This is a genomic window from Burkholderia cepacia ATCC 25416, assembly GCF_001411495.1.
Lineage (GTDB): Bacteria > Pseudomonadota > Gammaproteobacteria > Burkholderiales > Burkholderiaceae > Burkholderia > Burkholderia cepacia.
The window spans coordinates 2,800,570-2,824,972 of the sequence record NZ_CP012982.1; the positions used below are offsets into that span (position 1 = coordinate 2,800,570).

The 24,403-nt window shown below is 63.2% G+C and carries 20 protein-coding genes and 1 pseudogene; 18 read left to right on the forward strand and 3 right to left on the reverse strand.

Annotated features, from left to right (window positions below; translation table 11 throughout):
• Nucleotides 1–63: 63 nt before the first annotated feature.
• Entirely contained in the window at nucleotides 64–993 is a 930-nt protein-coding gene (locus APZ15_RS29770) for a LysR family transcriptional regulator (RefSeq protein ID WP_027789330.1), read from the reverse strand.
• 312 nt (nucleotides 994–1,305) lie between these two features.
• Between APZ15_RS29770 and mdlC the strand changes: the two genes are divergently transcribed.
• The 9 genes and pseudogenes from mdlC to APZ15_RS42745 all read left to right on the forward strand — a co-directional run.
• The gene (mdlC, locus tag APZ15_RS29775; RefSeq protein WP_027789329.1) at nucleotides 1,306–2,895 is read left to right on the forward strand and encodes a benzoylformate decarboxylase; all 1,590 of its coding nucleotides are present in this window, start codon (nucleotides 1,306–1,308) and stop codon (nucleotides 2,893–2,895) included.
• 55 nt (nucleotides 2,896–2,950) lie between these two features.
• The gene (locus APZ15_RS29780) at nucleotides 2,951–4,402 is read left to right on the forward strand and encodes an aldehyde dehydrogenase (protein ID WP_027789328.1); all 1,452 of its coding nucleotides are present in this window, start codon (nucleotides 2,951–2,953) and stop codon (nucleotides 4,400–4,402) included.
• Between the two features lie 263 nt (nucleotides 4,403–4,665).
• Nucleotides 4,666–6,012, forward strand: a complete 1,347-nt coding sequence (locus APZ15_RS29785) for an MFS transporter (RefSeq protein ID WP_034195951.1) — start codon at nucleotides 4,666–4,668, stop codon at nucleotides 6,010–6,012.
• Between the two features lie 114 nt (nucleotides 6,013–6,126).
• Nucleotides 6,127–7,299, forward strand: coding sequence for a 4-hydroxybenzoate 3-monooxygenase (locus tag APZ15_RS29790; protein WP_027789327.1), 1,173 nt, complete (start codon nucleotides 6,127–6,129; stop codon nucleotides 7,297–7,299).
• 124 nt (nucleotides 7,300–7,423) lie between these two features.
• Nucleotides 7,424–8,569: an alpha-hydroxy-acid oxidizing protein gene (locus APZ15_RS29795; RefSeq protein ID WP_027789326.1), complete on the forward strand. Its 1,146-nt coding sequence runs from the start codon at nucleotides 7,424–7,426 to the stop codon at nucleotides 8,567–8,569.
• A gap of 83 nt (nucleotides 8,570–8,652) precedes the next feature.
• The gene (locus APZ15_RS29800) at nucleotides 8,653–9,612 is read left to right on the forward strand and encodes an AraC-like ligand-binding domain-containing protein (protein ID WP_049096297.1); all 960 of its coding nucleotides are present in this window, start codon (nucleotides 8,653–8,655) and stop codon (nucleotides 9,610–9,612) included.
• Between the two features lie 152 nt (nucleotides 9,613–9,764).
• On the forward strand, nucleotides 9,765–10,817 hold the full coding sequence (locus tag APZ15_RS29805) for a carbon-nitrogen hydrolase family protein (RefSeq protein ID WP_049096296.1): 1,053 nt from the start codon (nucleotides 9,765–9,767) through the stop codon (nucleotides 10,815–10,817).
• Nucleotides 10,818–10,965: 148 nt separating this feature from the next.
• Nucleotides 10,966–12,198, forward strand: a complete 1,233-nt coding sequence (locus tag APZ15_RS29810) for an MFS transporter (RefSeq protein WP_201800289.1) — start codon at nucleotides 10,966–10,968, stop codon at nucleotides 12,196–12,198.
• A 180-nt stretch (nucleotides 12,199–12,378) separates the two neighbouring features.
• A pseudogene (locus APZ15_RS42745) lies at nucleotides 12,379–13,107 on the forward strand (amidase family protein); the annotation flags it as partial.
• 236 nt (nucleotides 13,108–13,343) lie between these two features.
• On the opposite strand, the gene APZ15_RS42750 reads toward APZ15_RS42745, so the two are convergent.
• Entirely contained in the window at nucleotides 13,344–14,081 is a 738-nt protein-coding gene (locus tag APZ15_RS42750; protein WP_027789324.1) for a helix-turn-helix transcriptional regulator, read from the reverse strand.
• Nucleotides 14,082–14,537: 456 nt separating this feature from the next.
• Here APZ15_RS42750 and APZ15_RS29820 point away from each other — a divergent pair, with 456 nt between their 5' ends.
• On the forward strand, nucleotides 14,538–15,596 hold the full coding sequence (locus APZ15_RS29820) for a porin (protein ID WP_049096295.1): 1,059 nt from the start codon (nucleotides 14,538–14,540) through the stop codon (nucleotides 15,594–15,596).
• A gap of 67 nt (nucleotides 15,597–15,663) precedes the next feature.
• Here the strand turns inward: APZ15_RS29820 and APZ15_RS29825 are convergent, their stop codons facing one another.
• Nucleotides 15,664–17,055 carry an aminotransferase-like domain-containing protein gene (locus tag APZ15_RS29825; RefSeq protein ID WP_027789322.1) on the reverse strand — a complete coding sequence of 464 codons (1,392 nt, stop codon included), beginning with the start codon at nucleotides 17,053–17,055 and terminating at the stop codon, nucleotides 15,664–15,666.
• 381 nt (nucleotides 17,056–17,436) lie between these two features.
• Between APZ15_RS29825 and APZ15_RS29830 the strand changes: the two genes are divergently transcribed.
• Genes APZ15_RS29830 through APZ15_RS29865 form a run of 8 tightly spaced genes read left to right on the forward strand, consistent with a single transcriptional unit; the run spans nucleotide 17,437 to nucleotide 24,400 of the window.
• The gene (locus APZ15_RS29830) at nucleotides 17,437–17,919 is read left to right on the forward strand and encodes an MSMEG_0572/Sll0783 family nitrogen starvation response protein (RefSeq protein WP_006405208.1); all 483 of its coding nucleotides are present in this window, start codon (nucleotides 17,437–17,439) and stop codon (nucleotides 17,917–17,919) included.
• A gap of 19 nt (nucleotides 17,920–17,938) precedes the next feature.
• Nucleotides 17,939–18,961 (forward strand): Nit6803 family nitrilase, encoded by a 1,023-nt coding sequence (locus tag APZ15_RS29835; protein WP_027789321.1) that lies wholly within the window; start codon nucleotides 17,939–17,941, stop codon nucleotides 18,959–18,961.
• Nucleotides 18,954–20,024 carry an MSMEG_0568 family radical SAM protein gene (locus tag APZ15_RS29840; protein ID WP_027789320.1) on the forward strand — a complete coding sequence of 357 codons (1,071 nt, stop codon included), beginning with the start codon at nucleotides 18,954–18,956 and terminating at the stop codon, nucleotides 20,022–20,024. The genes APZ15_RS29835 and APZ15_RS29840 overlap by 8 nt, the downstream gene beginning before the upstream one ends.
• 2 nt (nucleotides 20,025–20,026) lie before the next feature.
• A complete protein-coding gene (locus tag APZ15_RS29845; protein WP_027789319.1) occupies nucleotides 20,027–20,587 on the forward strand; it encodes an MSMEG_0567/Sll0786 family nitrogen starvation N-acetyltransferase in 561 nt (186 codons plus the stop codon).
• Nucleotides 20,584–21,567, forward strand: coding sequence for a sll0787 family AIR synthase-like protein (locus APZ15_RS29850; protein ID WP_027789318.1), 984 nt, complete (start codon nucleotides 20,584–20,586; stop codon nucleotides 21,565–21,567). The genes APZ15_RS29845 and APZ15_RS29850 overlap by 4 nt, the downstream gene beginning before the upstream one ends.
• The gene (locus tag APZ15_RS29855) at nucleotides 21,564–22,748 is read left to right on the forward strand and encodes an MSMEG_0565 family glycosyltransferase (protein ID WP_027789317.1); all 1,185 of its coding nucleotides are present in this window, start codon (nucleotides 21,564–21,566) and stop codon (nucleotides 22,746–22,748) included. The genes APZ15_RS29850 and APZ15_RS29855 overlap by 4 nt, the downstream gene beginning before the upstream one ends.
• A gap of 9 nt (nucleotides 22,749–22,757) precedes the next feature.
• Complete coding sequence (locus APZ15_RS29860; protein WP_021156903.1) at nucleotides 22,758–23,042, forward strand: MSMEG_0570 family nitrogen starvation response protein; 285 nt, start codon at nucleotides 22,758–22,760, stop codon at nucleotides 23,040–23,042.
• A gap of 56 nt (nucleotides 23,043–23,098) precedes the next feature.
• On the forward strand, nucleotides 23,099–24,400 hold the full coding sequence (locus APZ15_RS29865) for an MSMEG_0569 family flavin-dependent oxidoreductase (protein ID WP_027789316.1): 1,302 nt from the start codon (nucleotides 23,099–23,101) through the stop codon (nucleotides 24,398–24,400).
• Nucleotides 24,401–24,403: the final 3 nt, after the last annotated feature.

Genomic DNA, 24,403 nt, shown 5'->3' on the forward strand with positions numbered 1-24,403 from the left:
GGCCGGGTGTGCGTTGGGTCATGCCAAAACGCACGAATCGCGGGCACGCCCGATTCACGGCCATCAAGACAGGCTTTGCCCTTCCTTGCGCAAAGACCCCGTCAGGTGACGCAATTCGTCCAGCAGCTTGACGGCGGGCGCGGGTAGCGTGCCTCGCCGGCGCCGGAATGCCGTCAGGGTGCGTTGCGCATCCAGGCCTTCGATATCCAGAGCGTCGATGACGCCCGCTTTGCTTTCGGTGTCGTACATCGGTTCGGCCATCCACGAGACAAAGCCACATCGCGCTACGAGGCTTTTGAGCACGGTGACCGAACGGGTCTCGACCGCGATGGCCGGCATTGGCAGGCCGCGGGCCCTGAAGGTTTCCTGCATGTGGGCATAAGGTCCGGTTCCCTTGGGCGTGAGCGCCCACCGTTGTGTCAATGTGTCGTCGAGTCGAAGGCCGCGCTTCGCCCGTAACGGATGATCGAGTGCCGCGACCACGAAACTCCTGTCGGTCCATGAACAATCGGAGATCGCAGCGACATCCTCGGTTTCGATTCCCGATGTGCAAAGCGCCAGGTCGATTTCATAAGCGAGCAGGCCCTCGACGAGACGATCCCACACGCCTTCGATCACCTCGACGCGCAGATTGGGCCATTTCTCCAGCACACACGCGATGGCCATCGGCAAGACGAGGCTCGCTATGCTGCCCACCGCGCCGACCTTGATCACGCCTTTCGCCAGGCCGCGCATCGCGTCCAGTTCCTCGCGCGCCTGTTCGGCTTCCCTTTGCAGCGACATCGCATGCGGCATCAATGCTTCGCCCAGCGCGGTCAGCTGCATCCCTTTGGTGTGACGCTCGAAAAGCGCCCCCCCGACGGACTCCTCGAGCCGCTTGATCGATCTGCTCAGCGCCGGCTGGGTCATGTTCAGCATGGCCGCGGCTCGTCCCAGGCTACCTGCGGAGACGATCGTGGTGAACATCATCAACTGCTGCAGATTGAAACTCATCGTGTCGAACCAGATTGAAAGGGGGGAAAGGGGCGAACGAGATTCCGGGTCGCCCGGCGCTAGCTAGGTGTCTTCCCTGCAAGGGCTCGCGGTGCCCGCTCATTGCGACCACCGCCGAGCCCCCGACGACGGCGAACAGCCTTTTCCGACAAGGCATCCGGGCGGAATTGGCCGATCCGGCATTCCGATAGACGCATGCCAAAATGTAATGACTTTGAGCTTTTTTGGCAATTTTCAAACAGGGTGCCGAATCCCATACTGCGGCTCATCCCATCACCGCCAGCCTGAGTGGCGAACCGCAGAGGATTCGAGATGCAACGAAATACAAGTGGGCAGCCGACCGTTCGCGATGCCGTCGTGGACTTGATGCGGCGCCTCGAATTGACGTCCGTGTTTGCCAATCCCGGCTCGACCGAGCTACCGATGTTCCGCGACTTCCCGGAGGACTTCCGGTACGTGCTCGGATTGCAGGAAGCAGTGGTGGTCGGTATGGCGGACGGGTATGCCCAAGCCACCGGCAATGCCGCGCTGGTCAACCTGCATTCGGCAGCCGGTGTCGGCAACGCGATGGGCAACGTATTCACGGCTTTCAAGAACCGGACGCCCCTGATCATCACGGCCGGCCAGCAGGCCCGTTCGATTCTGCCGTTCGATCCGTTTCTGTCGGCATCGCAAGCCACCGAGCTGCCGCGGCCCTATGTGAAATGGAGCATTGAACCGGCTCGTGCCGCGGATGTTCCGCTGGCCCTCGCCCGTGCTTACCACGTGGCGATGCAGGAGCCGCGTGGTCCGGTGTTCGTGTCCATTCCGGTCGACGACTGGGATCAGCCGGCCGACTTCGTCGAGGCGACCCCGATCAGCACCCGGTTCCGCCCCGATCCGGTACGGATCGCGGAGATCGGCGACGCGCTGGACGACTGCAAACGGCCGGCCCTCGTCGTCGGCGCGGAACTCGATCGTGCCGATGCGTGGAGCGAGGCCATCCAGCTGGCCGAGCGCCACAACGCGCGGGTTTATGTTGCGCCGATGTCGTCACGCTGCAGCTTCCCTGAAGATCATCGACTTTTCGTCGGCTTCCTGCCGGCGATGCGCGAAAAAATCGTTCGGACGCTGAACGGGCATGACCTGATCTTCGTCGTCGGGGCGCCGGCTTTTGCGTATCACGTCGAAGGCAGTGGCCCGCATGTGCCCGCTGGCGCGGCGTTGTACCAGCTCATCGACGATCCGGCTACCGCTGCCTGGACCCCGGTCGGCACGTCGGTGGTGGCGAACATTCGCCTGGGGCTGGTGGACCTGCTCGCCCGGCCGGCACCGCGAGGCCGGCCCCTGCCGGCGCCGCGCGAGGCGGTCGAGCGAGCCGAGCCCACGGCAGTGATGTCGGTCGCTTATGCGTTGCAGACGCTGTCCGAAGTCCGCAACGCAGCCGATATCGTGGTCGAGGAGGCGCCCAGTTCGCGCCCCGTCATGCAACGTTATCTGCCGTTCACGCGCAGTCAGACGTTCTACACGATGGCAAGCGGCGGTCTGGGCTACGGCATGCCCGCCGCGGTGGGCGTCGCCTTGGCCAGACCCGGCAGCCGCGTGATCGGCCTCATCGGCGACGGCTCGGCGATGTATTCGCCGCAAGCGATCTATAGCGCGGTCCAGCTCGATCTTCCGATCACATTCGTGATCCTGAATAACTCGCGCTACGCCGCCTTGCAGGAATTCGCGCCCGTGTTCGGCTTCGCCGCGTCGGATCCGGTACAGGGCACCGACCTGCCAGGGCTGGATTTCGTTTCCCTGGCCAACAGCATGGGGTGCGAAGGCATTCGAGTGAGCGACGCGCTGTCGCTGAAGCCCGCGCTGGAAGACGCGTTGTCTTCGGGAAAAACACGCGTCGTCGAAATTGTCGTGGCCTGACCGCGAGTCGGTGATTCGGCAGGCCGGTTTTTCAAGAATATTCCAGGAGACGGTAATGAATCAGGTAACGATGTTGATCAACGGCGAGCGTGAGATGGCTCGCGATGGCGCGACATTCGAGCGCCGTAACCCGCTCGATGACACGGTTGCCTCTACGGCGCCGGCCGCGACTGTCGCCGATGCACAAGCGGCGGTGCATGCGGCGGCCGCCGCGTTTCCCGCATGGTCGGCGATGGGCCCCGGCGAGCGACGCGCTCTACTGAATCGGGCCGCGGATGCGCTCGAAGAAAAAGGCGACGCTTTCGCGCTGGCAATGGCAACCGAAACGGGCGCGTCCCGCCTGTGGGCGGATTTCAACGTCAAGCTTGCGGCCGACGGGTTGCGCGAAGCGGCTGCGATGATCACGCAGATCTCCGGCGAGGTGATTCCGTCGGACGTGCCGGGCAGTCTTGCGCTCGGCGTGAGGCAGGCCGCCGGCGTCGTGCTCGGGATCGCACCGTGGAACGCGCCCGTCATCCTCGGCGTGCGTGCCATCGCGTTGCCGCTGGCGTGCGGCAATACCGTCGTGCTCAAAGGTTCCGAAACCTGCCCCGCGACCCACGGCCTCATCATCGAAGCGTTACAGGACGCCGGACTGCCACGCGGCGTCGTGAACTTCGTCACGAACGCGCCGGCGAATGCGGGCGACATCGTCGAAGCGATCATTGCCGAACCGGCGGTCAGGCGGGTGAACTTCACGGGTTCGACGCGCGTCGGCCGCATCGTCGCGACCCAGTGCGCGAAATATCTGAAGCCTTCGGTACTCGAACTCGGCGGAAAGGCGCCGTTCCTGGTGCTTCACGATGCCGATATCGAAGCGGCGGTTCAAGGCGCGGCATTCGGGGCGTTCGCCAATTCCGGCCAGATCTGCATGTCGACCGAACGCATCGTCGTCGACACGAAGATCGCCGATGAATTCGTCGCGCGACTGGCGGAAAAGGCACGGAGCCTGCCGCTTGGCGATCCGAGAAAGGGGCCGACCGTGCTCGGCTCCGTCGTGGACATGGCGACGGTCAGGAGATGCAACGACCTGATCGACGACGCGCTGGCGAAAGGTGCGACCCTGGTATGCGAAGGGAAATCCGAGACCACGCTCATGCCGGCCACGTTGCTCGATCACGTGACGGCGGACATGCATATCTACCGGGAGGAGTCGTTCGGGCCCGTCAAGGCGATCGTTCGCGTCAATGGCGACGAAGAGGCCATCGCCTGTGCCAACGACAACGAATATGGCCTGTCGGCGGCAGTCTTCAGCCGTGACGTCGCGCGGGCGTTGACGGTCGCGAAGCGTATCGAGTCCGGGCTTTGCCACGTCAATGGCCCGACGGTTCACGACGAGGCCCAAATGCCGTTTGGCGGGATGAAGTCCAGTGGTTTCGGGCATTTCGGCGGCAAGGCCGGGATCGCGGAATTTACGGATTTGCGCTGGATCACCGTGCAAACGACGCCTCGTCACTATCCGTTCTGATCGTTGCCGCGGTCATGGCACGTGTTTCTCACCATGGACGCGATGGGCTTCCGGATGGTGGGCACGAACACAATAACAACCCGATATCGTTGAGACGCCTTCGCTCCTGAAACGACGAGCGACCGGCTTAAGGAGACTGCAATGCCCGTCATCAATTTCGAGTCGTCGCTCGATCGCGCCCGGTTGGAGTCCGACCGTCGCGTCGGAAAACGAATTACGCAGGACTGCGATTCAGACTTCGCCGGTCTGTCCGGGAGAGCGAAATGAACGATCGTAATCCGCCTCTGCTGACCGTAGACATCGGCCGTGCCCTCGATGACGGACCGTTCTCGGCGTTCCAGCGAACGGTCGTCCTGCTCGCCGCGCTTGCGATCGTGATGGATGGCTTCGATGGGCAGCTCATCGGGTTCGCCATTCCCAGCTTGATCAAGGAATGGGGCATCACGCGCAACGCATTTGCGCCCGCCGTTGCGGCCGGCCTCGTCGGCATGGGTATAGGGAGCGCGTTCGCCGGGCTGTTCGCGGACAGGTTCGGTCGGCGCTGGGCAATCATCGGCAGCGTGCTGGTATTCGGCTTGGCGACGAGTTCGATTGCGCTGTCGCCGGACGTGATGACCATTGCCATCCTGCGCTTCTTCGCGGGACTGGGTATCGGCGGCGCACTGCCGAGCGCGACGACCATGACGGCGGAATTTACGCCGGCTCGCCGGCGGACGCTCGCGGTGACCGCAACCATCGTTTGCGTACCGCTGGGGGGCATGCTTGCGGGGCTATTCGCGAGTGTCGTGCTTCCGCATTACGGCTGGCGCGGGCTCTTTCTGATTGGCGGCACGCTTCCCGTCGCACTGGCGCTCCTGCTGTATTTCGTCATGCCGGAATCGCCGCGTTATCTTGTGCGTCATCAGGAACGCTGGAATGAACTGCGTCACCTGCTGTCCCGCATGTCCCGCTCGATTCAGCCGCACGCCGTATTCGCCGATCAGAAGGAGCAGAAGGCGGGGCAGCGCCCAGGCTTTCGCGCGTTGTTCGCGGACCATCAAGGCCGCGACACGCTCGCAATCTGGGTCGCTTTCTTCATGAACCTCGTCGCGGTCTACAGCGCATTCAGCTGGCTGCCGACGATGCTGGCAGGCGAGGGACTCAGCGCTTCGGTGGCGGGTTCAGGTCTTACCGCCTACAACCTCGGCGGCGTACTCGGCGCAATGGGCTGCGCAGTGGCGATCGGTCGGTTCGGGTCGCGCTGGCCTTTGCTCGTATGCTGCCTGATGGCGTCCGCGAGCGCGCTTTTCCTGCGCGGTCTCGACGTCTCTGCCCACACGACGTTGCTCGTGTTCGGAATCGGGTTGCACGGCCTCTTCGTGAACGCGGTTCAGTCGACGATGTATGCCCTTTGCGCGTACGTCTATCCCACCGAGATTCGCGCGACCGGGACCGCATCCGCGCTCGCGTTTGGGCGGCTCGGCGCGATTCTCAGCGCGTTCGCGGGGGCCTTCGTGATCACGCAGGGCGGAGCGTCTGCGTACCTGGGCATGCTGGGCGCCGCGATGGCGATGGTTTTTATCTGCCTGATGATCGTGCGTCGTCATATTCCGCCCATCAAGGGCGCTTGAGATCAGTGTCGAGGGCGACGTTTGTCACGCGCTCCGCGCAGGGCACGTAACGATGTCGCTCATGTTGAACCGAATGACGAAAAACGTCTGACAGTACCTTCAGTTGGAGATGGCGTGCGCACTCAAATAGGCATTATTGGCGCCGGTCCTGCCGGCCTCCTTCTTTCTCATCTTTTGCATCTGAAGGGTATCGAGTCTGTCGTGCTCGAAACCCGCCGACGCGAGCAGATCGAATCGACGATCAGGGCGGGTGTACTCGAGCAGGGGACGATGGACCTGCTTGAAGCGTCCGGTGTCGGTGAGCGTATGAAGGCGGAAGGAGCGTTGCATCACGGCTTTGAACTCGCCTTCGAAGGAAAGCGGCGGCGCATCGACCTCAAGGCGTTGACTGGGCGGGCCATCACCGTCTATGCGCAACACGAAGTCATCAAGGATCTGGTGGCGGCTCGGGTTGCTGCAGGCGGCTCTATCCTGTTTGGTGTCGCGGATGTCTCGATTCACAACATCGACACGTCGGCCCCGTCGATACGGTTCGTGCATCAAGGGCAATCACATACGCTGGACTGTGATTTCGTGATCGGATGCGACGGTTCGCAAGGGGTGTCCCGTTCGGCGATTCCCGAGAGCGTTCGCCGCGATTTCGAGCGCGTCTATCCGTTCGGTTGGTTCGGCATTCTGGTCGAAGGTGCGCCGTCCGCAGACGAGCTGATCTATGCACGTCATGATCGCGGTTTTGCATTGGTCAGTACCCGTTCGCCGACGGTTCAGCGCATGTATTTCCAGTGCGACCCGAAAGATTCGGTCGACAACTGGTCCGACGACCGGATCTGGGCCGAAATGCACGCGCGCGTCGACTCGGCCGATGGTCAGTGCGTTGTCGACGGGAAGATCTTTCAGAAGAATATCGTCGGCATGAGGAGCTTCGTCTCGACGACGATGCAGCACGGCCGACTGTTTCTTGCCGGCGACGCCGCTCATATCGTTCCTCCTACCGGAGCAAAAGGTCTCAACCTGGCAGTCTCCGACGTACGAATCCTGAGCAGTGGACTCGACGCGTATTACCGGACCGGCGATGAAGCGCAACTCGCTTCGTACAGCGAGCTTGCGCTGAAACGGATCTGGCGCGCCGAGCATTTCTCCTACTGGATGACCCGAATGATGCATCGTCTCGACGATGCCTCGCCGTTCGAACAGCAGTTGCAGGTTGCCGAGCTCGAGCATGTGACTACGTCCGAGACTGCGGCGAGGTCCATGGCGGAAAACTATGTTGGGAGCGTTGCCGTCTAGCTTTCGACTTTGCGTCGTTACTCGGTCGTCTTCCGCCTCGAATGACCGAGGGAGACGCGCGAAACCGGCGTGCAGCGCGTCTCGTGCTTTTCGCATCACGATTTACTCTGACAGTACCCCGATCATGACAACAGGATTTCCCGGCATTTTCTCCGTCAGCGACTATCGTGACGAAGCCAGACGGCGGTTGCCACGCATGGTGTTCGACTATCTGGAAGGCGCGGCGGACGACGAATCGGGATTGACGCATAACCGTTCGGCGTTCGACAGGCTGCAGTTGTTGCCGCGCCGGCTGTCGGATGTCAGCACGCGAGAGCAGTCGGTGCCGCTTTTAGGGCGGCTGATTCCATTACCGCTGGTGATCGCGCCGACGGGCCTCAATAGCGCGTTCTGGCCGAAGGGCGACCTCGCACTTGCGCGCGCGGCGGGCAAGGCCGGTATTCCGTTTGCGCTATCGACGGCTTCCAACATGTCCATCGAAGAGGTGGCAAAAGGGGCCGACGGAGACCTGTGGTTTCAACTGTACGTCGTTCATCGCAACCTCGCGAAGAGTCTGGTCAATCGTGCCCGTTCGGCTCGCTATTCGACCTTGATCCTCACCGCCGATGTCGCGGTGAACGGCTTTCGCCGACGCGATCTTCGCAATGGTTTTGCCATGCCGTTCAAGGCAAGTGCACGTGCGGCCGTCGACGGACTGTCGCACCCGCGCTGGCTTTGGTCCTATCTGATGAACGGCATGCCGGAGTTGAAGAATTTCGCCACGGACGATGCATCGGACACCGCCTCCCAGGCGGCGATTCTTCGCCGGCAGATGGATGCGAGCTTCAGTTGGGACGACCTGCGCCGTTTGCGGGACGAATGGCCGGGCAAGCTCCTCGTCAAGGGCATCGTGACGGCCGACGATGCCGCGCGGTGCGTCGCGCTCGGCGCGGACGGCGTCATCGTTTCGAACCACGGCGGCAGGCAACTCGCCGACCTGCCCGCGACGGCCGACGTGCTGCCGGATATCGTCGAGCGCACCTCAGGCACGACGGTCATTCTCGACAGCGGCATCCGGACGGGGGCCGACGTCGTCAAGGCGGTCGCGCTGGGGGCCCACGCCGTGATGCTGGGGCGGGCCACCTTGTACGGGCTGGCTGCCAGAGGGGAAACCGGCGTGAGCGACGTCATCGACATGATCAAACGGGAAACTGACCGGACGCTCGCCCTCATCGGTTGTCGCTCGGTGGGCGAGCTCGATCGCAGCTATGTTTCGAAGCGGCCGTCATAGGTAACTGCGCATTGACGGCGGATTCTGGATGCGCAATTGTTCGGGGTGACGCTCCCGCGTATTTGCCGCCGGAACCTTGTGCCATGAATCAAGTGACGACCACGGATCATTACCATCGCGACGACCGGCTTTTGGCATGGGCGGATCAGGTTCGGGCCAGTTGCGTCCCCATGGTTTTCAGGACCGAATCCGATCAGGGATTTCGTGGCGAGATTTCCAGCGTGAACACGGGCGGAGTGTGTGTGTCGCGGATCTCGGCGGTCGATCACGTCGCGGCTCACGACTGGGACGACGTGCGGCGCACGGCGGACGACTACCTGCTCGTGTCGATACAGATCGAGGGGCGAGGTGCACTCGAGCAGGATGCCCGCACCGCGTTCGTCGACCCTACCGACATGGTGCTGTTCGACTCGTCGCGCTATTTCGTCTGGCATTTTTCCGGACAGCACTACACGATCCGCTTTCCCCGCCAGGCGCTGGAGAAATTGGTGCCGTGCGGCCGGCAGCACACCGCGGTGCGTATTCCTGCGGCCACCGGGATACGCCGTATCGCCGCGGACCATATCGCGTCGCTGCACCGAGTGCTTTCGTCAGACGAAGGCGCGATGACCGCTTGCGAGAGGCTTGGCGATGTGTCCGCCAACCTGGTCGCGCTGGCGTTGGCGGATTATTTCAACACGGTTCCGCTGCCCAGATCCAACGTGAAAGAGATGCATTTGCTGCGGGCGCGCGCGTTGATCAAGGACAGGATTCACGACCCGGAACTGGGACCCGAACTGATCGCCGATGAACTGGGGGTTTCCAGCCGTTACCTCTATCGCCTGTTCGCCGAGGCCGGGGAGTCGATCGGCGAGACCATCTGTACGGCCAGACTCAACGGGTGCGGCGAGTGGCTTCAGCAACGCGCGTACGCTAACCGCTCGATTACCGATATCGCGATGGCTTGGGGTTTCAATAATGCATCGCATTTCAGTCGCACGTTTCGACGTCACTTTGGCGTGTCTGCGCGCGACTACCGTGCGAAGCATCGCGACGTTAGTTGAATCGCCCCTGAGCGGGCTGCGCGGTAATCCCGCCGGCTGGCAGCATAAGTAAAAATCCTGTTCTGTCAGAGTCAAGCGTCCGCCATATTGTCCCCGGACACTTCCTCTACAACGTTGCGGGCGTCCCGTCCCGCGAGTCGTGGAGGAGTATCTTGGCTCTCAACCATCCCCAATATAAGGCGGCTGTCGTGCAGGCCGCCCCGGCGTTCCTTGATCTTCAAGCCGGAATCGAAAAGTCCATACGCCTGATTGAAGAGGCGGCGCAGGCCGGCGCCGCCCTGATCGCGTTCCCTGAAGTGTGGCTGCCGGGCTACCCGTTCTACATCTGGCTGGGTACACCGGCCTGGTATATGAGCAAAGGCTATGTTCAGCGATATTTCGACAACTCGCTGAGCTACGACAGTCCGGAAGCCGATGCACTGAGGGCCGCGGCCAGAAAAAACCGCATCACGGTGGTGATGGGACTCTCGGAGCGCAAGGGCCATTCGTTATATATCTCCCAATGGATCATCGGCCCCGACGGAGAAACCCTCCTGCAACGACAGAAGCTCAAGCCTACCCATCTCGAGCGGACGGTCTTCGGTGACGGGGAGGGCAGTGGCCTGACCGTAATCGACAGTCCGTTGGGAAAGCTCGGCGGGCTTTGTTGTGCCGAACACGTGCAGCCTTTGACCAAGGCCGCAATGTATGCGCAAGGCGAACAGGTCCACGTTGCGGCCTGGCCGAGCTTCTCGCTCTATGAATTTGCCAGCGCATTGAGCCACCAGGTGAACAACGCGGTTTCGCGGACGTATGCCGTCGAAGGAGGTTGCTTCGTCCTCGCGCCTTCGACAGTCGTCACCGAGGAAATGGTCGAGAGCCTTTGCGACACCGAGGACAAACGTCAGCTGTTGCGGGCAGGCGGTGGCCACAGCGTCGGATACGGGCCCGACGGGGCGGAACTGTTCGACAAGATCGACGAAACCGCGGAAGGCCTGCTCTACGCCGATATCGACCTCGGCATGCAATCGCTTTCGAAGTGCGTTTTCGATCCCGTGGGGCATTACTCGCGGCCTGACGTTCTGCGGTTGCTGATCGACCGGCGACCGCGCCCCCCGGTCACCGAGATCCTCGATGGCCCCGCCGGGGAGACGGTCGCCGATGATCAAACATCGTCGGACAACGGTTGCTCGCCGGAGCTGGCGAGAAGTGGCGGAGATCGGTAGCGGCCTGTCGGGCTCGCCATGCGATTCCGTGGCGAGCCGGACGGAGGTTTTCGTGTCGCTGCCGTATTGGCTCGATACCGATTGAAGCGGGATGGTTTTCTTTGAAAAAGCAGCCATTCAATCACGACGATATATTTAGGATATCGATATGAACTACAAACAAAATAGAGAATACGAATGGAAGATGGTCATCTTTCTTGCGGTGCTGTTCGGCATCGTTGGACTCGATCGCCTGGTCATCGTGTATCTGTTTCCGGTTCTTCTGCCGGAGCTCAAACTGAACAACACGCAGGCGGGCGCAATCGCGTCGGTTCTCGCGTTGACCTGGGCCATTTCGACATGGGTGCTCGGGAGTCTGTCCGATCGCCATGGGCGTCGCAAGATTCTGCTGGGGTCTTCGATCTTCTTCTCGGTGATGACCTCCTTTACCGGCGTCGCCAAGTCGTTCCACAGCATGCTGCTCGTGCGAGGCCTCCTTGGCGTGGGCGAGGGCGGCGTCTTCAGCGCCAGCGTCGCGACGATCGACGAAATATCGACGCCGAGCCGGCGCGGCTTGAATCTGGGCATTCATCAATCGTTTTTCCCGCTTCTGGGTATCGGCCTTGGACCGATCATCGCTACCCAGCTCGTGATGCACATGCGCTGGGAGTGGGTGTTTTTCGTGCTCGGTATTCCGGGGCTTTTGCTGACGTTCCTGATCGGCAGGACCATGCGAAAGACGGAAGCCGGTCGCGACAGGCAAGTCCGGGTGGCCTCGGGCGGCCCGTTGACCGTGCTGAGATACAAGAACATCTGGTTGACCACGGTCATCGGATCGCTCTTCCAGACGGGCCTGTTCGTGTTCTCGACGTTCGTCGCGCTCTATCTGACCAAAGTCGTGGGCCTCAGCCTCGGCACGGTCGGCTTGATCATTTCCGGATGGGGTTTCGGCGGGTTTATCGGAATGGTCGCCGTTCCGGCGATATCGGATCGGCTCGGGCGGCGTATCGTGCTCGTCGTCTCGGCGGCTTGCTATGGCGTCCTGATGTTGGCGTTCGTTCTTTGTCACGCTTCTCCGATCGTGATGTTCGTCAACCTCTTTGCTGCCGGGATTTGCGGCTTCGGCATCGCACCTCTATTTCTTGCCGTGATTCCTTGCGAATCCGTACCGTCCACGCTGACCGGTTCGGCCGTAGGCGTTCCGACCGCTGTCAGTGAACTCATTGGCGGGGTCCTGATGCCCGTGGTTGCGGGTGGGCTCGCCGACACGTTCGGTCTGGGTTATCCGATGCTGATCGTCGGGGGCGTGTCGTTGGTGAGCGCGCTCGTGGGGATGTTTCTCGATGAAACGGTGCCCGCTGCGACGTCGAAGCATTCCGTCTCGAACATCGACGCGGCCTGAACGTCCGTCGAAGCGCAGGCGGATTTCAGACCGTTGCGCGGACTCGCTCGATCGAGGCCGCCTGCGTCGGCCGGGGGGCGGTATCCGCGGCGAAGAGGGGCGCTGCCAGGGTTGGCTACGCCATCGTCATTTCTGAAGATGCGCTACAAAAAAGCCGACGCGCAATCTACGAAGACCGAAATGCACGAGAGACGTAGATGCCAACCGCTGCCGCGGCTTTCAGTCGTCGACGCAAAAGGCGCGATCGATCGACGCGAGATCTCCTGCCTGGAATACGTTCAGGCGCTGGTGGATCAACACGCCAAAACCGAGTCGCTGAACGGGTTCGTGTTTTTCGACCGTGACGCGCTGTTGCAAGCGGCGCGGGAACACGATGAATCACTCATAGCCCGAACGGGCCGGTTGCCGCTTTCCGGCATTCCATTGGCCATCAAGGACAACATCGACTGCGCGGGCATGCCGACCGCCGCGGGAACGGCAGCGCTCCGCGACGCCGTACCTCGAACTAACGCACCCGTCGTGGCACGCGTGATCGACGCGGGAGCGCTGGCCGCCGGCAAAGCCAACATGCACGAACTCGCTTTCGGCTGCACCAACCACAACGGATTTTTCGGCCCGGCCCGCAACCCGTATGACCCGTCCAGAATTCCAGGCGGAAGCAGCGGCGGGTCTGCCGTGCTGGTGGCGAGTGATGCGGTGCCGGCGGCGCTCGGCACCGACACGGGCGGATCGGTGCGCATACCGGCGGCGCTGTGTGGATTGGTCGGCTTTCGTCCGACGCACGGACGCTATCCGTCCGGAGGCGTCGTGCCGATATCGCCCACGCGCGACACGGTCGGCCCGATCGCCCGCACCGTCGCCGACGTGATGTTGCTGGACGAGATCTTGTCCGGAAACGGTTCAGCGCTTCCCGCGGTCGACGATACACGTGGCTTTCGCCTGGCAGCTCCCTATTCGACGTTGTGGGAGGGGCTGTCACCCGACGCCCGGCCGGTACTCGAACGTGCGCTGCATGCAAGTGCCGCGGTGGGCGTTGGAGGGGCTCGTGCCGGCATCGGTACGAAACCGTATTGGCGGTTTAGTCTCTTGTATCGGACGATTTGTCGCGTCGCGCGTACGTGGCCGTCGATCGCGCCGTTCGATCGTCATGACGGCGGGGACGTTCCGGCCGCAGCGACGGAGGCAGCAAGCTCCGCGCGGTTGGAGAATCCCTTCTTGTCCATGATCCGCCGCAAATGGGTGCGCACGGTCGACAGGCTGATGCAGAGAAGACGGCCGATATCCTGATCGGTACAACCCTTTGCGACCAGCTGGGCGATTTCGTTCTCACGGTCCGTGAGCCCTGTCGCGCTGCCTGTCCGGCGTTTGATCGCGCGGCAAAGGAACGGCTCGATCGCATCGAGCACGAGTTTGTCGCGCATCTCGAACTCAGGCCGATTCCTCGTTCGCCAGATTCTCAGGTCGCTGAGCTGGCGTTCGCCGTCGAAGACAAACACGTTGATTCCGTGATGCAACCCATCCTGCGCGAGAAACTCGTTGTAGAACTCGCTTTTCTCCAGTGCAGGCCGGTCCATCACTTCTTCCACCAACGTGGCCCTGCGCCGCTTGCAGAGTTGCGCCGTCATCGGGTCATTGTGCTGGTACCAGCTCGTGTAGCGACGCACGTGATCCGAGTCGACATTGACTGCAATCGGGTCGGCGTACATCCCTTTTTCGGCATCCCAGTTGTAGGAGACGCAGAAATCGGATCGCAGCAGCCGGGTCAGGTCTGACAAAACGACGCGCCTGACATCCACGATCGGCCCGAGCTCCTCGAGTCGCCCGATGATGTCACCGAAAAGTCGGAGTTCGTCGAGCGTGAGATCGTGAACTTGTGGCTTCAAGGGTGCCTCATCGGTAGGTGGAATCGGGAGACAGCATGCTCGACAGCCTCGAAAGACTGGTTCGCATTACACATCAAGCATAGCAAGGCAAAAAATCCCGATCAGCAACGAACTTCACTGCCGTTACCTGTCCGTTGTATTCATGCCGCAGTCAGGTCCACTGCCTATTGCAGATCGGAAGGGAGGTTCGCGAGGGCGCCCGCATTTCTTGAGCGCAGGCTCAGGCCAAGTTTTCCCTGTCGATATTTCTAACGATGGGGCTCAAAAAACGGTGCTCATAGAGTAGATGCGCAGTGGGAAGCGGACGTGCCGAGACTGTTCGTTGTAGCGAGGCAAGCTGGAGGATTACCCGGAGACGCCTGCCCATTGACCAAACGATTCCGATGCATTTCCAGCGGGACGTTTTCCTCAGTCATTTTCGTCAACGAAAGCTACGCATAAAATTAGGAAAGCGATATGAATACGGTCATCAAGCGAAGCATGGTGGTGTGCGCCGCGGTCGGATGCGGCGTGGCACATGCACAGTCCTCAGTGACGCTGTACGGGCTGGTGGATGCGGGTATTACGTACACGAACAATGCGACATCGAGCACCGGACATGGCGCGCTCGTGCAGTTTGCATCCGGGTCTTCGCAGGGAGATCGCTGGGGGCTGACGGGTAAAGAGGACCTGGGTGGCGGACTCAAGGCGATCTTCACGCTCGAAAGCGGCTTTCAACTTTCCAACGGGGCCTTGGCGCAGAGCGGGCTTTTGTTCAATCGCGCAGCCTTCGTCGGCCTTGACGGACGCTTCGGCACGCTGACGCTCGGGCGGCAATACGACTTCATCGGCGATATCTTTCCGGCGTACTCGATTGCGGGAAATACGGCAGCGGGCATCCTGGGGTGGGGAATCCCGGCGTATGCGGCTGGCGGATATACGCTCGATAACCGACTGTGGGGCGATAACGTCAACAACTCGGTGAAGTATCTTTCGCCGACGATTTCGGGTTTCAGTGTCGGCGCCATGTATGGTTTCGGCAATGTCGCCGGCTCGTTGGGCACCAACAGCTCGATGAATTTTCTGCTGAACTACAGCCAAGGCGGGCTCGCCGCATCGCTGTCGTATTTCAAGCAGCATAACGCGACGTCTTCCGCGAATTTGACCGAATACGCCGGCGGTGCAACCTACAGCCTGGGGAAAGCGCAGATTTTTGGTGTCGTGACCGATGTTCAGTTGAGCAGCGGCACCCGGGCTCGGGCGCTGACCTACGACGGTGGCATGACTTACTTTGTCAAGCCCGATATTTCGCTTGGAGCAGGGTTCCAGTTTCAACAGCGCAACAACGGCGTCGGCAGCGCGAACCAGGTGACCATCGGGGCGGATTACTTCATTTCCAAGCGAACGGACGTGTATTTCGTTGGCGCGCTCGCGCATGATCATGCACACGGCGCTCAAATCGAAGCAGCGCTCGGATCGCCGTCCAGCACGAGTTTTCAGACTGCGGCACGGATCGGCATTCGCCACAAGTTCTGACGGTCGCGGGTCGAGCGCGATGGCGAACCGGGGGTTCGCCCATTTGTCTTCGACGCGGTATCGGCCGCTACATCGCCGCACCATAAAGATGATGCGCGTCGGTCAGTGCATCCGCGACGAGCTCCAGGCCGTCCCGGCACTGCTCCCGATCCTGCGGCCCGCCAAGGCAGATACGGATCGCCGCCGGCGGGTCGCCGTCCGTCGAAAATGCCGCGCTCGCCACGGCGGCGACGTTTCGACTCCGCAGATGCTGTGCCAGATCCGGTGCGGTCCATAGGCACTCGCGCGGAATCGGCAACCAGAGATGGAAACCGTCGGGATGGGCATCGAAAGGCCATGCGCCGAGAATCCGGCCCGCGATCGCCTGCCGTGCATGCGCCTCCGATCGAATCGCCGCCAGCATCTCGCTCGCCGTGCCGTCGTTGATCCATTGGGTGGACAGCAGCATCGTGAACGGGCTCGGCATCACGGTCGTGGCGCGCAATGCGCCGGCGATCCGCTGTGCTTCGCGCACCGTCGGCGCGAGCAGGTAAGCGATGCGCAACCCGGCGCCGAAGTTCTTCGACATGCCGGTCACGTAGTAGGTCAGTTCTGGCGCCAGCAGCGCCAGCGGGGGCGGCGCGCTCTGCGGCAGCATCGCATAGGCATCGTCCTCGATGATGGGCACGTTGTAGCGTGTGGCGATATCGGCCAACGCTTCGCGGCGCCGGAACGGTATCGTGAGCGTGCTCGGGTTCTGCAGGGTCGGGTTGCAGTACAGGGCAGCGGGCTGTCCGCTTCGGCAGAGCGATTCGAAGGCATGCGGCAACGGCCCGTCGTCGTCCCGCGGCAGCGGCTGTAACCGCACGCCCAGTTGCGATGCGATGGCCTTGATGCCGGGGTAAGCGAGTGAATCGAGGCAGATCGAGTCGCCGCGGCTCGCAAGCCGGGAAACGAGCGCGACGAGGGCGCTGTGGATTCCCGGGCAAACGAGCACGCTATCGCTGCTGCAGCCGGGCAGGCGATTGGCCAGCCATGCGCGGCCGGCGGCGCGATCCGCCGGTGTGCCGCCGAAATCCTGATATCGCATCAATTGGTAAGGGTCCGCCGCGGCGAACAATGCGGCAGCCGATTCCTGCAGTCGCCCGGCCATCTCGGGCGGCTCCGGTGGCATGTTCATCGACATCTCGATGCTGCTCCCGCCCGACAGCGGGATCGTCCGGGTTGGGCCGCGCACGAATGTACCGCTTCCTGCCCGTGTATCGAGCAAGCCGCGCCTGCGGGCTTCAGCATACGCGCGGGCCACCGTCGTGTAGTTCAGGTTCAGCGCACCGGCGAGATCGCGCAGCCCGGGTAGGCGGTCGCGTGGTTTCAGCCGGCCCGCCGCCAGGTCTTCCTCGATCAGGTCGGGGATCAGCAGGTACGCCGGCTTCCTGCTTTCCAGGAGTCGCTTCGACCAATGATGGATTATGTAATCCATACCTGTTTCCATTTGATGATTCATCAAAACGTTAGCATGGCGCATTAATCGGAAATATCTATATCGCCATTCCGAAGCCAGATGATTGCATTGATCGCATCATGTATCGGATTGATGCATGGATGCACGCTCGATGCGCACGCATGCTTGCTTGTTGCTTCACACGGGTGCGCGCCGTCGCCCGGACGGGATACTTCCTGTCCGAACCGCATTCGGTCACGCAAGGATCGGACCGGCTGCATCGGCATTTATCGATTGAATGATCGGAGAGTGATCGCATCAGGTCTGTGCCTGGTTGGCATATGCGTTGCGTTAATGAGATCGCCCGGACTCGAAAGTGTTCGGGAATATCACTGAACTCATTATCAAACGGAGCGTGCCATGCCCGCAGTCAATCAGCCGTTGCACAAGAAGGGAGATTTCCTCGTCGATTACGAGGAAAAGGTGTTCGAAGACGTCAAGGCGGAACCGGGCGAGAAAGCGCTCGTGACGTTCCACACGGTTGCGTTCGAGGGATCGATCGGCTTCGTGAACCTGCTGCAGGCGACTCGCCTGCAACGCAAAGGATTCGAGACGTCGGTGCTGCTCTATGGCCCCGGCGTGACGCTCGGCCTCCAGCGCGGGTTTCCGACGCTCGGGGACGAGGCGTTTCCCGGTCATCTGAACTTCAACAAGCAACTCGTCAAGTTCATGGAAGAAGGCGGGAAAGTCTACGCGTGCCGTTTTGCGCTGCAGGCGCTCTACGGGCATGGCGAAGCGTCGCTGATCGAGGGCATTCGACCGATCAATCCGCTCGACGTGCTGGATATCCAGCTGCTTCACCGCAAGGAGAACGCGCTGGTCATCCATACCTGGACCGTTTGATCGAATGACGGGTGCCATCATGTCCGACAAACGCATCGTCCGGGCGGCAGCCGTCCAGATCGCTCCCGATCTGGAACGCGCCGGCGGCACGCTCGACAAGGTCTGCGCGGCGATCGACGAGGCCGCCGGCAAGGGCGTCCAGCTGATCGTCTTTCCTGAAACATTCGTGCCGTATTACCCGTACTTCTCGTTCGTGCGGACGCCGGTCGCATCCGGCGCCGATCACATGCGGCTGTACGAGCAGGCCGTGGCGGTGCCGGGCCCCGTGACGCATGCCGTTGCGGAGCGCGCGCGTCTGCACGGGATGGTGGTCGTGCTCGGCGTGAACGAGCGCGACCACGGCAGCCTGTACAACACGCAGCTGATCTTCGACGTCGACGGGCGCCTCGCGGTGAAGCGCCGCAAGATCACGCCGACGTTTCACGAGCGGATGATCTGGGGGCAGGGCGACGCGGCCGGACTCAAGGTTGCGCAGACCGGTGTCGGACGGGTCGGTGCGCTCGCGTGCTGGGAGCACTACAACCCGCTCGCCCGTTATGCGCTGATGACGCAGCACGAGGAAATTCATTGCAGTCAGTTTCCCGGCTCGCTGGTCGGCCCGATCTTTGCGGAACAGATCGAAGTCACGATCCGCCACCACGCGCTGGAAGCGGGCTGCTTCGTAGTCAATGCGACCGGCTGGCTGACGGACGCCCAGATCGAGTCGATCACGGGCGATCCGAATCTGCAGAAGGCCCTGCGCGGCGGATGCAATACCGCGATCGTGTCACCGGAGGGGCAGCATCTGGCCGAGCCCTTGCGGGAGGGCGAAGGGATGGTGATCGCCGACCTGGACATGTCGCTGATCACCAAGCGCAAGCGAATGATGGATTCGGTCGGCCACTATGCACGGCCGGAACTGCTGAGTCTTGCCATCAACGATCGGCCGGCGACGACGGTGACCCCGATGGGGATCGGCGTGCCGGCCGCACGCGACTTCGAGGGACATTGCCATGAGCGCGAACGCGAAACCGTCGGTGCAGAGCCGGCAATTGATGACTGAACTGCAGTCGGTCGGGCTGCGTCTCGCCGATCCGCGGGTGGGCGCCGCGAGCCGGCGCGGCGGCGCCGGGCCGTCCGATCACAAGGCCGTGACGGTCGACGGCGTGACCATCATGGTGCCGGTGCACACGAGTACCGCGTGGGATTCGCCGTTCGTCGCGGCGGCGCCCGATGCGGCGGGCGTCAGCCTGCTCTCGCGCGGCACCATCCCGATCGCGAGCATCAGCTTTCCGTCGAGCCCGCGCTTCTACGCGTTGCAGACCCTGGAGGGCGTGCCGTACTCGCACATCGCGACGCTGCATGGCGCCGACGTGCTGGCGACCACGGTGCTGCAGACCTGCATTCGCTACGAGAGCCGGCGCAAGACCTGCCAGTTCTGCTCGATCGGCCAGTCGCTCGCGGCCGGCCGGACGATCGCCCGCAAGACGCCGGAACAACTCGCCGAGGTTGCGCGCGCGGCGGTCCTGCTCGACGGCGTCAAGCACATGGTGTTGACGACCGGCACACCGCCGACGCCGGATCGCGGTGCGCGCGTGCTGTGCGAAAGCGCGTTCGCGATCAAGGCGGCCGTCGATCTCCCGATCCAGGCGCAATGCGAGCCGCCGGACGACGACAGCTGGTTCGACCGGATGAAGGCAAGCGGGATCGATACGTTGGGCATGCATCTGGAAGCCGTGACGCCGGCGGTGCGCGAACGGATCATGCCGGGCAAGGCGAGCGTGCCGCTGTCCCGATACATGGCGGCATTCCGCGCGGCCGTCGGCGTGTTCGGCCGCGGCCAGGTCAGCACCTACATCCTCGCCGGGCTCGGCGACAGCGCGGCCGCGATCCTCGACATGTCGCGCGAACTGATCGGGTTGGGCGTGTATCCGTTCGTCGTGCCGTTCGTCCCGATCAGCGGCACGCCGCTGGAGAGTCATCCGGCGCCGTCGCCGGAGTTCATGCGGGCGGTGCTCGAACCGCTCGGCGCCATGCTGCGCGACGCCGGCATGCGCTCCGCCGACATCAAGGCAGGCTGCGGAAAGTGCGGCGCCTGCTCGTCGCTTTCGACCTACGAGGGGTGAGCATGTACTGCGCAGAGATGGGACTGGCCGACTGCCGCGACACCTACCGGCCCGCCGAATACCGGATCAAATGGGCGGCGCTTCCGTGGGAAATCGACGAAGCGTACAAATTGCGCCGGGCGGTGTTCTGCATCGAGCAGGGGATCTTCGCCGGCGACGATCGCGACGATATCGATCGCCACGCGCAACTGCTGGTCGCAGTCAGCTGCTGCGCGGGGCTGCCCGAGCAAGTGGTCGGCACGGTGCGGATTCATGAAACCGTGCCCGGAACCTGGATGGGCTCGCGGCTGGCGGTGCATCCGGCGTTTCGCAGGCAGGGCAGGATCGGCTCGATGCTGATCGCACTTGCCGTCAGCAGCGCGCATGCCGAAGGTTGCCGAACCTTCGTCGCACACGTGCAATCGCAGAACGTGCCGCTGTTTCGTCGGCTTCACTGGGATGCGCTCGGCGAAGAAACGTTGTTCGGACGTCCTCATCAACTGATGCAGGCCCGGCTTGCGCACTATCCGCCGTGCGGCACGCCGTTCGAGGGTTTCGTCCTGCGCTCGGAGGTGCGGCCATGAGTGTCGACGGTCGCATCGCAACGCTGCGCGCAAGTCGCGGCTTCCAGCACAAGCACGACATCTCCGGCGTGGTCGCATCGCTCGCAGCGGCATTGCCGAACGGCGAGCGGGATCTCGCACAGGCGGTGGCACTCGGCGACGACTGCGCGGCGATTCCCGACGCGGACGGTTACCTGCTGTTCGCGATCGAGGGCATGGTCGGCGATTTCGTCGAGTCGATGCCGTGGTTCGCGGGGTACAGCGGCGTGATGGCGAACATCAGCGACATCTACGCGATGGGCGGGCGGCCGATCGCCGTCGTCGATGCATTGTGGAGCGACGGAATCGACGCCGCGCGGCCGGTGCTCGCCGGGATGGCCGCGGCTGCGTCGGCGTATGGCGTGCCGATCGTCGGCGGCCACAGCAACACGCGCAGCGCGCAGGGGCAGCTTGCGGTATCGATCCTGGGCCGGGCCCGCGCGCTGCTGTCGAGCTTCAGCGCGCGGCCGGGCGATCGCCTGATGATGGCGGTCGACCTGCGTGGCGCATTCGAGGATCCGTATCCGTTCTGGAATGCGTCGGTCGGCGCGCCGCCGGCCCGGCTGCGCGGCGATCTCGAGATCCTGCCGGCGTTGGCCGAAGACGGGCTGTGCGATGCCGCGAAGGATATCTCGATGGCGGGCGTGCTCGGTACGGCGCTGATGCTCGTCGAATGCTCGTGCGTCGGCGCGCGCATCGAACTCGACGCGATCCCGCGTCCGCCCGGCGTCGATTTCGATCGCTGGCTGACGGCCTTTCCGAGCTACGGGTTCCTGCTGTCGGTCCGGCCGGCGCATGCCGACGCGATCGTGGAGCGCTTCGCGGCGCGCGGGCTCGCGTGCGCCGTGATTGGCGATATCGACGCAACGCGCGAGGTCATCGTCGAAGAGGCGGGCGAAACGGCGGTGCTGTGGGATTTCCGGATCGAACCGTTTATGACCGGCGGCGGAGGTGTCCGATGAGTGGCGACGCGTTGCGCATCGCGCTGCTGACCCATTCGGTGAATCCGCGCGGCGGTGTCGTGCACGCACTTGAACTCGCCAGTGCGCTGCACGAAGCGGGAAACGACGTCACCGTGTTCGCGCCGGCCGCGCCGGGCGAGGCGATGTTCCGCGATGTCCCGTGCCGCGTCGTGCTGGCGCGCGTCGATGACCGCCCTGGCAGCGTCGCGGAAATGGTGTCCGCGCGGATTGCCGCGATCAGGCGCGCGTTGCTGGAGCACGAGGCGGGCGGGTTCGACGTCCTGCATGCACAGGACAGCATCACGGGCAATGCGCTGGCCGAGTTGCGACAGTCAGGCGCGATACACGGATTCGTACGGACCGTGCATCACCTCGACGTATTCGACGACCCGCAACTCGAGCGCTGGCAGGAACGTGCGTGGCGCGCGGCGGACCAGGTGCTGTGCGTGAGCGCGGTGTGGGCGGCCACGATGCGCAAGACGTTCGGGGTCGACGCAAGCGTGGTGCCCAACGGCGTGGACGTCGCCCGGTTCGCTCGTGCGGACCAGGCGGACATGCAGACGGTGCGGCAGCGGTACGGCCTGCACGGCGGCCCGATTGTCCTGGCGATCGGCGGGATCGAGGAGCGAAAAAACTCGATCGCATTGCTCGAGGCGTTCGCCCGGCTGCGCGGCACGATGCCCGATGCACGGCTCGTGATCGCGGGCGGCGCGAGCCTGCTCGATCACGACGCATACGCACGCCGCTTCGTCGCGTGCGCCGCTGCCCTCGGGCTGGGGATCGGCGTCGACGAACCCGTCGTGTCGACGGGGCCGCTCGACGACGCGGCGCTGGTCGCGCTGATGCACTGTGCCGACGTGGTGTCGATGGTGTCGATCCGAGAGGGATTCGGTCTGGTCGTGCTCGAGGGGCTTGCTTGCGGAAAGCCCGTCATCGTGTCCGAAATCGAACCCTTTACCGAGTATCTGGACGAGCACGCGTGTGTGTGGGCCGATCCCGGCGATGTGGAATCGATCGCCGACGCGCTGCGCGACGCGCTCTCGGGACGGCGTGTTCCCGATTTCGTACATGCCGTCCCCGCAGTGCTGAACCGCTACTCATGGGAAGCGAGTGCGCGAAGGCATCTGGATATCTACCGGGCCCGGCTGGCGCAGCGTGCGCGAGTCGTGTCCACTGAATGAGGAGGAATCATGCCGGTCATGCATTTTCGGGTTCGTTGGCCCGATCAGTCGGAAACAAATTGCTATTCGCCTTCGACCGTCGTGTCGGAATTCTTCACGCCCGAGACGCAGTACGCGCTCGACGACTTCGTCGAGCGAGCCCGACGCGCGCTGGGTATCGCGTCCGATCGCGTCCGCGAGAAATACGGATTCGCGTGCTCGGCCGCGATGGACGAGCTGGCACGGATCGAAGCGAACGCGGAACGATTCGCGCCGCAGGGCGACGCGACCGTGACCGTCATCGAACTCGTTTGAGGCGTAAGGCACGCAGGAATCCACTGTCTTCTTCAACACACATTCAGGACTGCATCATGTCAAGCGAACCCGTTGTTTCATCCAGCCTCCCGGAATCCGATTCCCATCTGCGCGTAGCCGTCATCGGCGGCGGGCAGGCGGGGTTGTCGATCAGCTACTACCTGAAGCAGGCAGGTATCGATCATCTCGTATTCGAAAAGGAGACCGTGACGCACACGTGGCGCAAGCAGCGCTGGGACGCGTTCTGTCTCGTGACGCCGAACTGGCAGTGTGCGCTGCCGGGTTATCCGTATCGCGGTGCCGATCCGCACGGCTTCATGACGAAGGACGAGATCGTCGAGTATCTCGACGGATTCATCCGCAGCGTCGATGCACCGGTGCTGGAACATACCGCCGTCGAGCGTGTGACGCGCGACGCGGACGGGCGCTATCGCATCGCGACGTCGCGCGGCGCGTACACGGCGGATCAGGTCGTCGTTGCATCGGGCGGCTACCATCGGCCGATCGTGCCGCGGATGGCCGAGCGGTTGCCGGCAACGATCGTGCAGATTCAGTCGTCGGAATACCGGAATCCGGCCGCATTGCCGGACGGACCGGTTCTCGTGGTCGGATCGGGGCAGTCGGGCGCGCAGATCGCGGAAGACCTCCACCTCGCCGGGCGGAAGGTGTTCCTCGCGGTGGGCGATGCACCGCGCTGTGCGCGTTTTTACCGGGGCAGGGACGTCGTCGACTGGCTGGCAGACATGCAGTACTACGACATGCCGGTCGATGCGCATCCGCTGCGCGAAGGCGTGCGCGACAATACCAACCACTATGTGACCGGCCGCGATGGCGGGCGCGATATCGATCTGCGCCGCTTTGCGGCCGAAGGGATGGAACTGTACGGCCGGCTGGAGGATTTCGCGGGCGGGCAGTTGCGCTTCTCCGCGGATCTGTCGGCGCAGCTCGACAGCGCCGACGATACGTACAACCGGATCAATGCCGGCATCGATGCCCATATCGAGAAGAACGGGATCGCGGCGCCGCCGGCGACGCGCTACGAGCCCGTGTGGCGTCCGGCCGGCGAGCGCACGGCGCTCGATCTCGCGGCCAGCGGCATCGCATCGGTCGTCTGGTGCATCGGCTTCACTCCGGATTTCAGCTGGCTGGATGCGCCGGTATTCAACGGCCGCGGTTATCCCGCGCACCGGCGCGGTGTGACGCCGGTTCCGGGGCTCTACTTCGTCGGGCTGCCCTGGCTATATACGTGGGGTTCCGGGCGATTCTCCGGGGTGGCGCGCGATGCCGCCCATATCGTCGACCAGATCCAGGCCGGGACGACGGCCGCGCGGCGCTCGGCCGAAAGCCTGGCCGCCTGACGC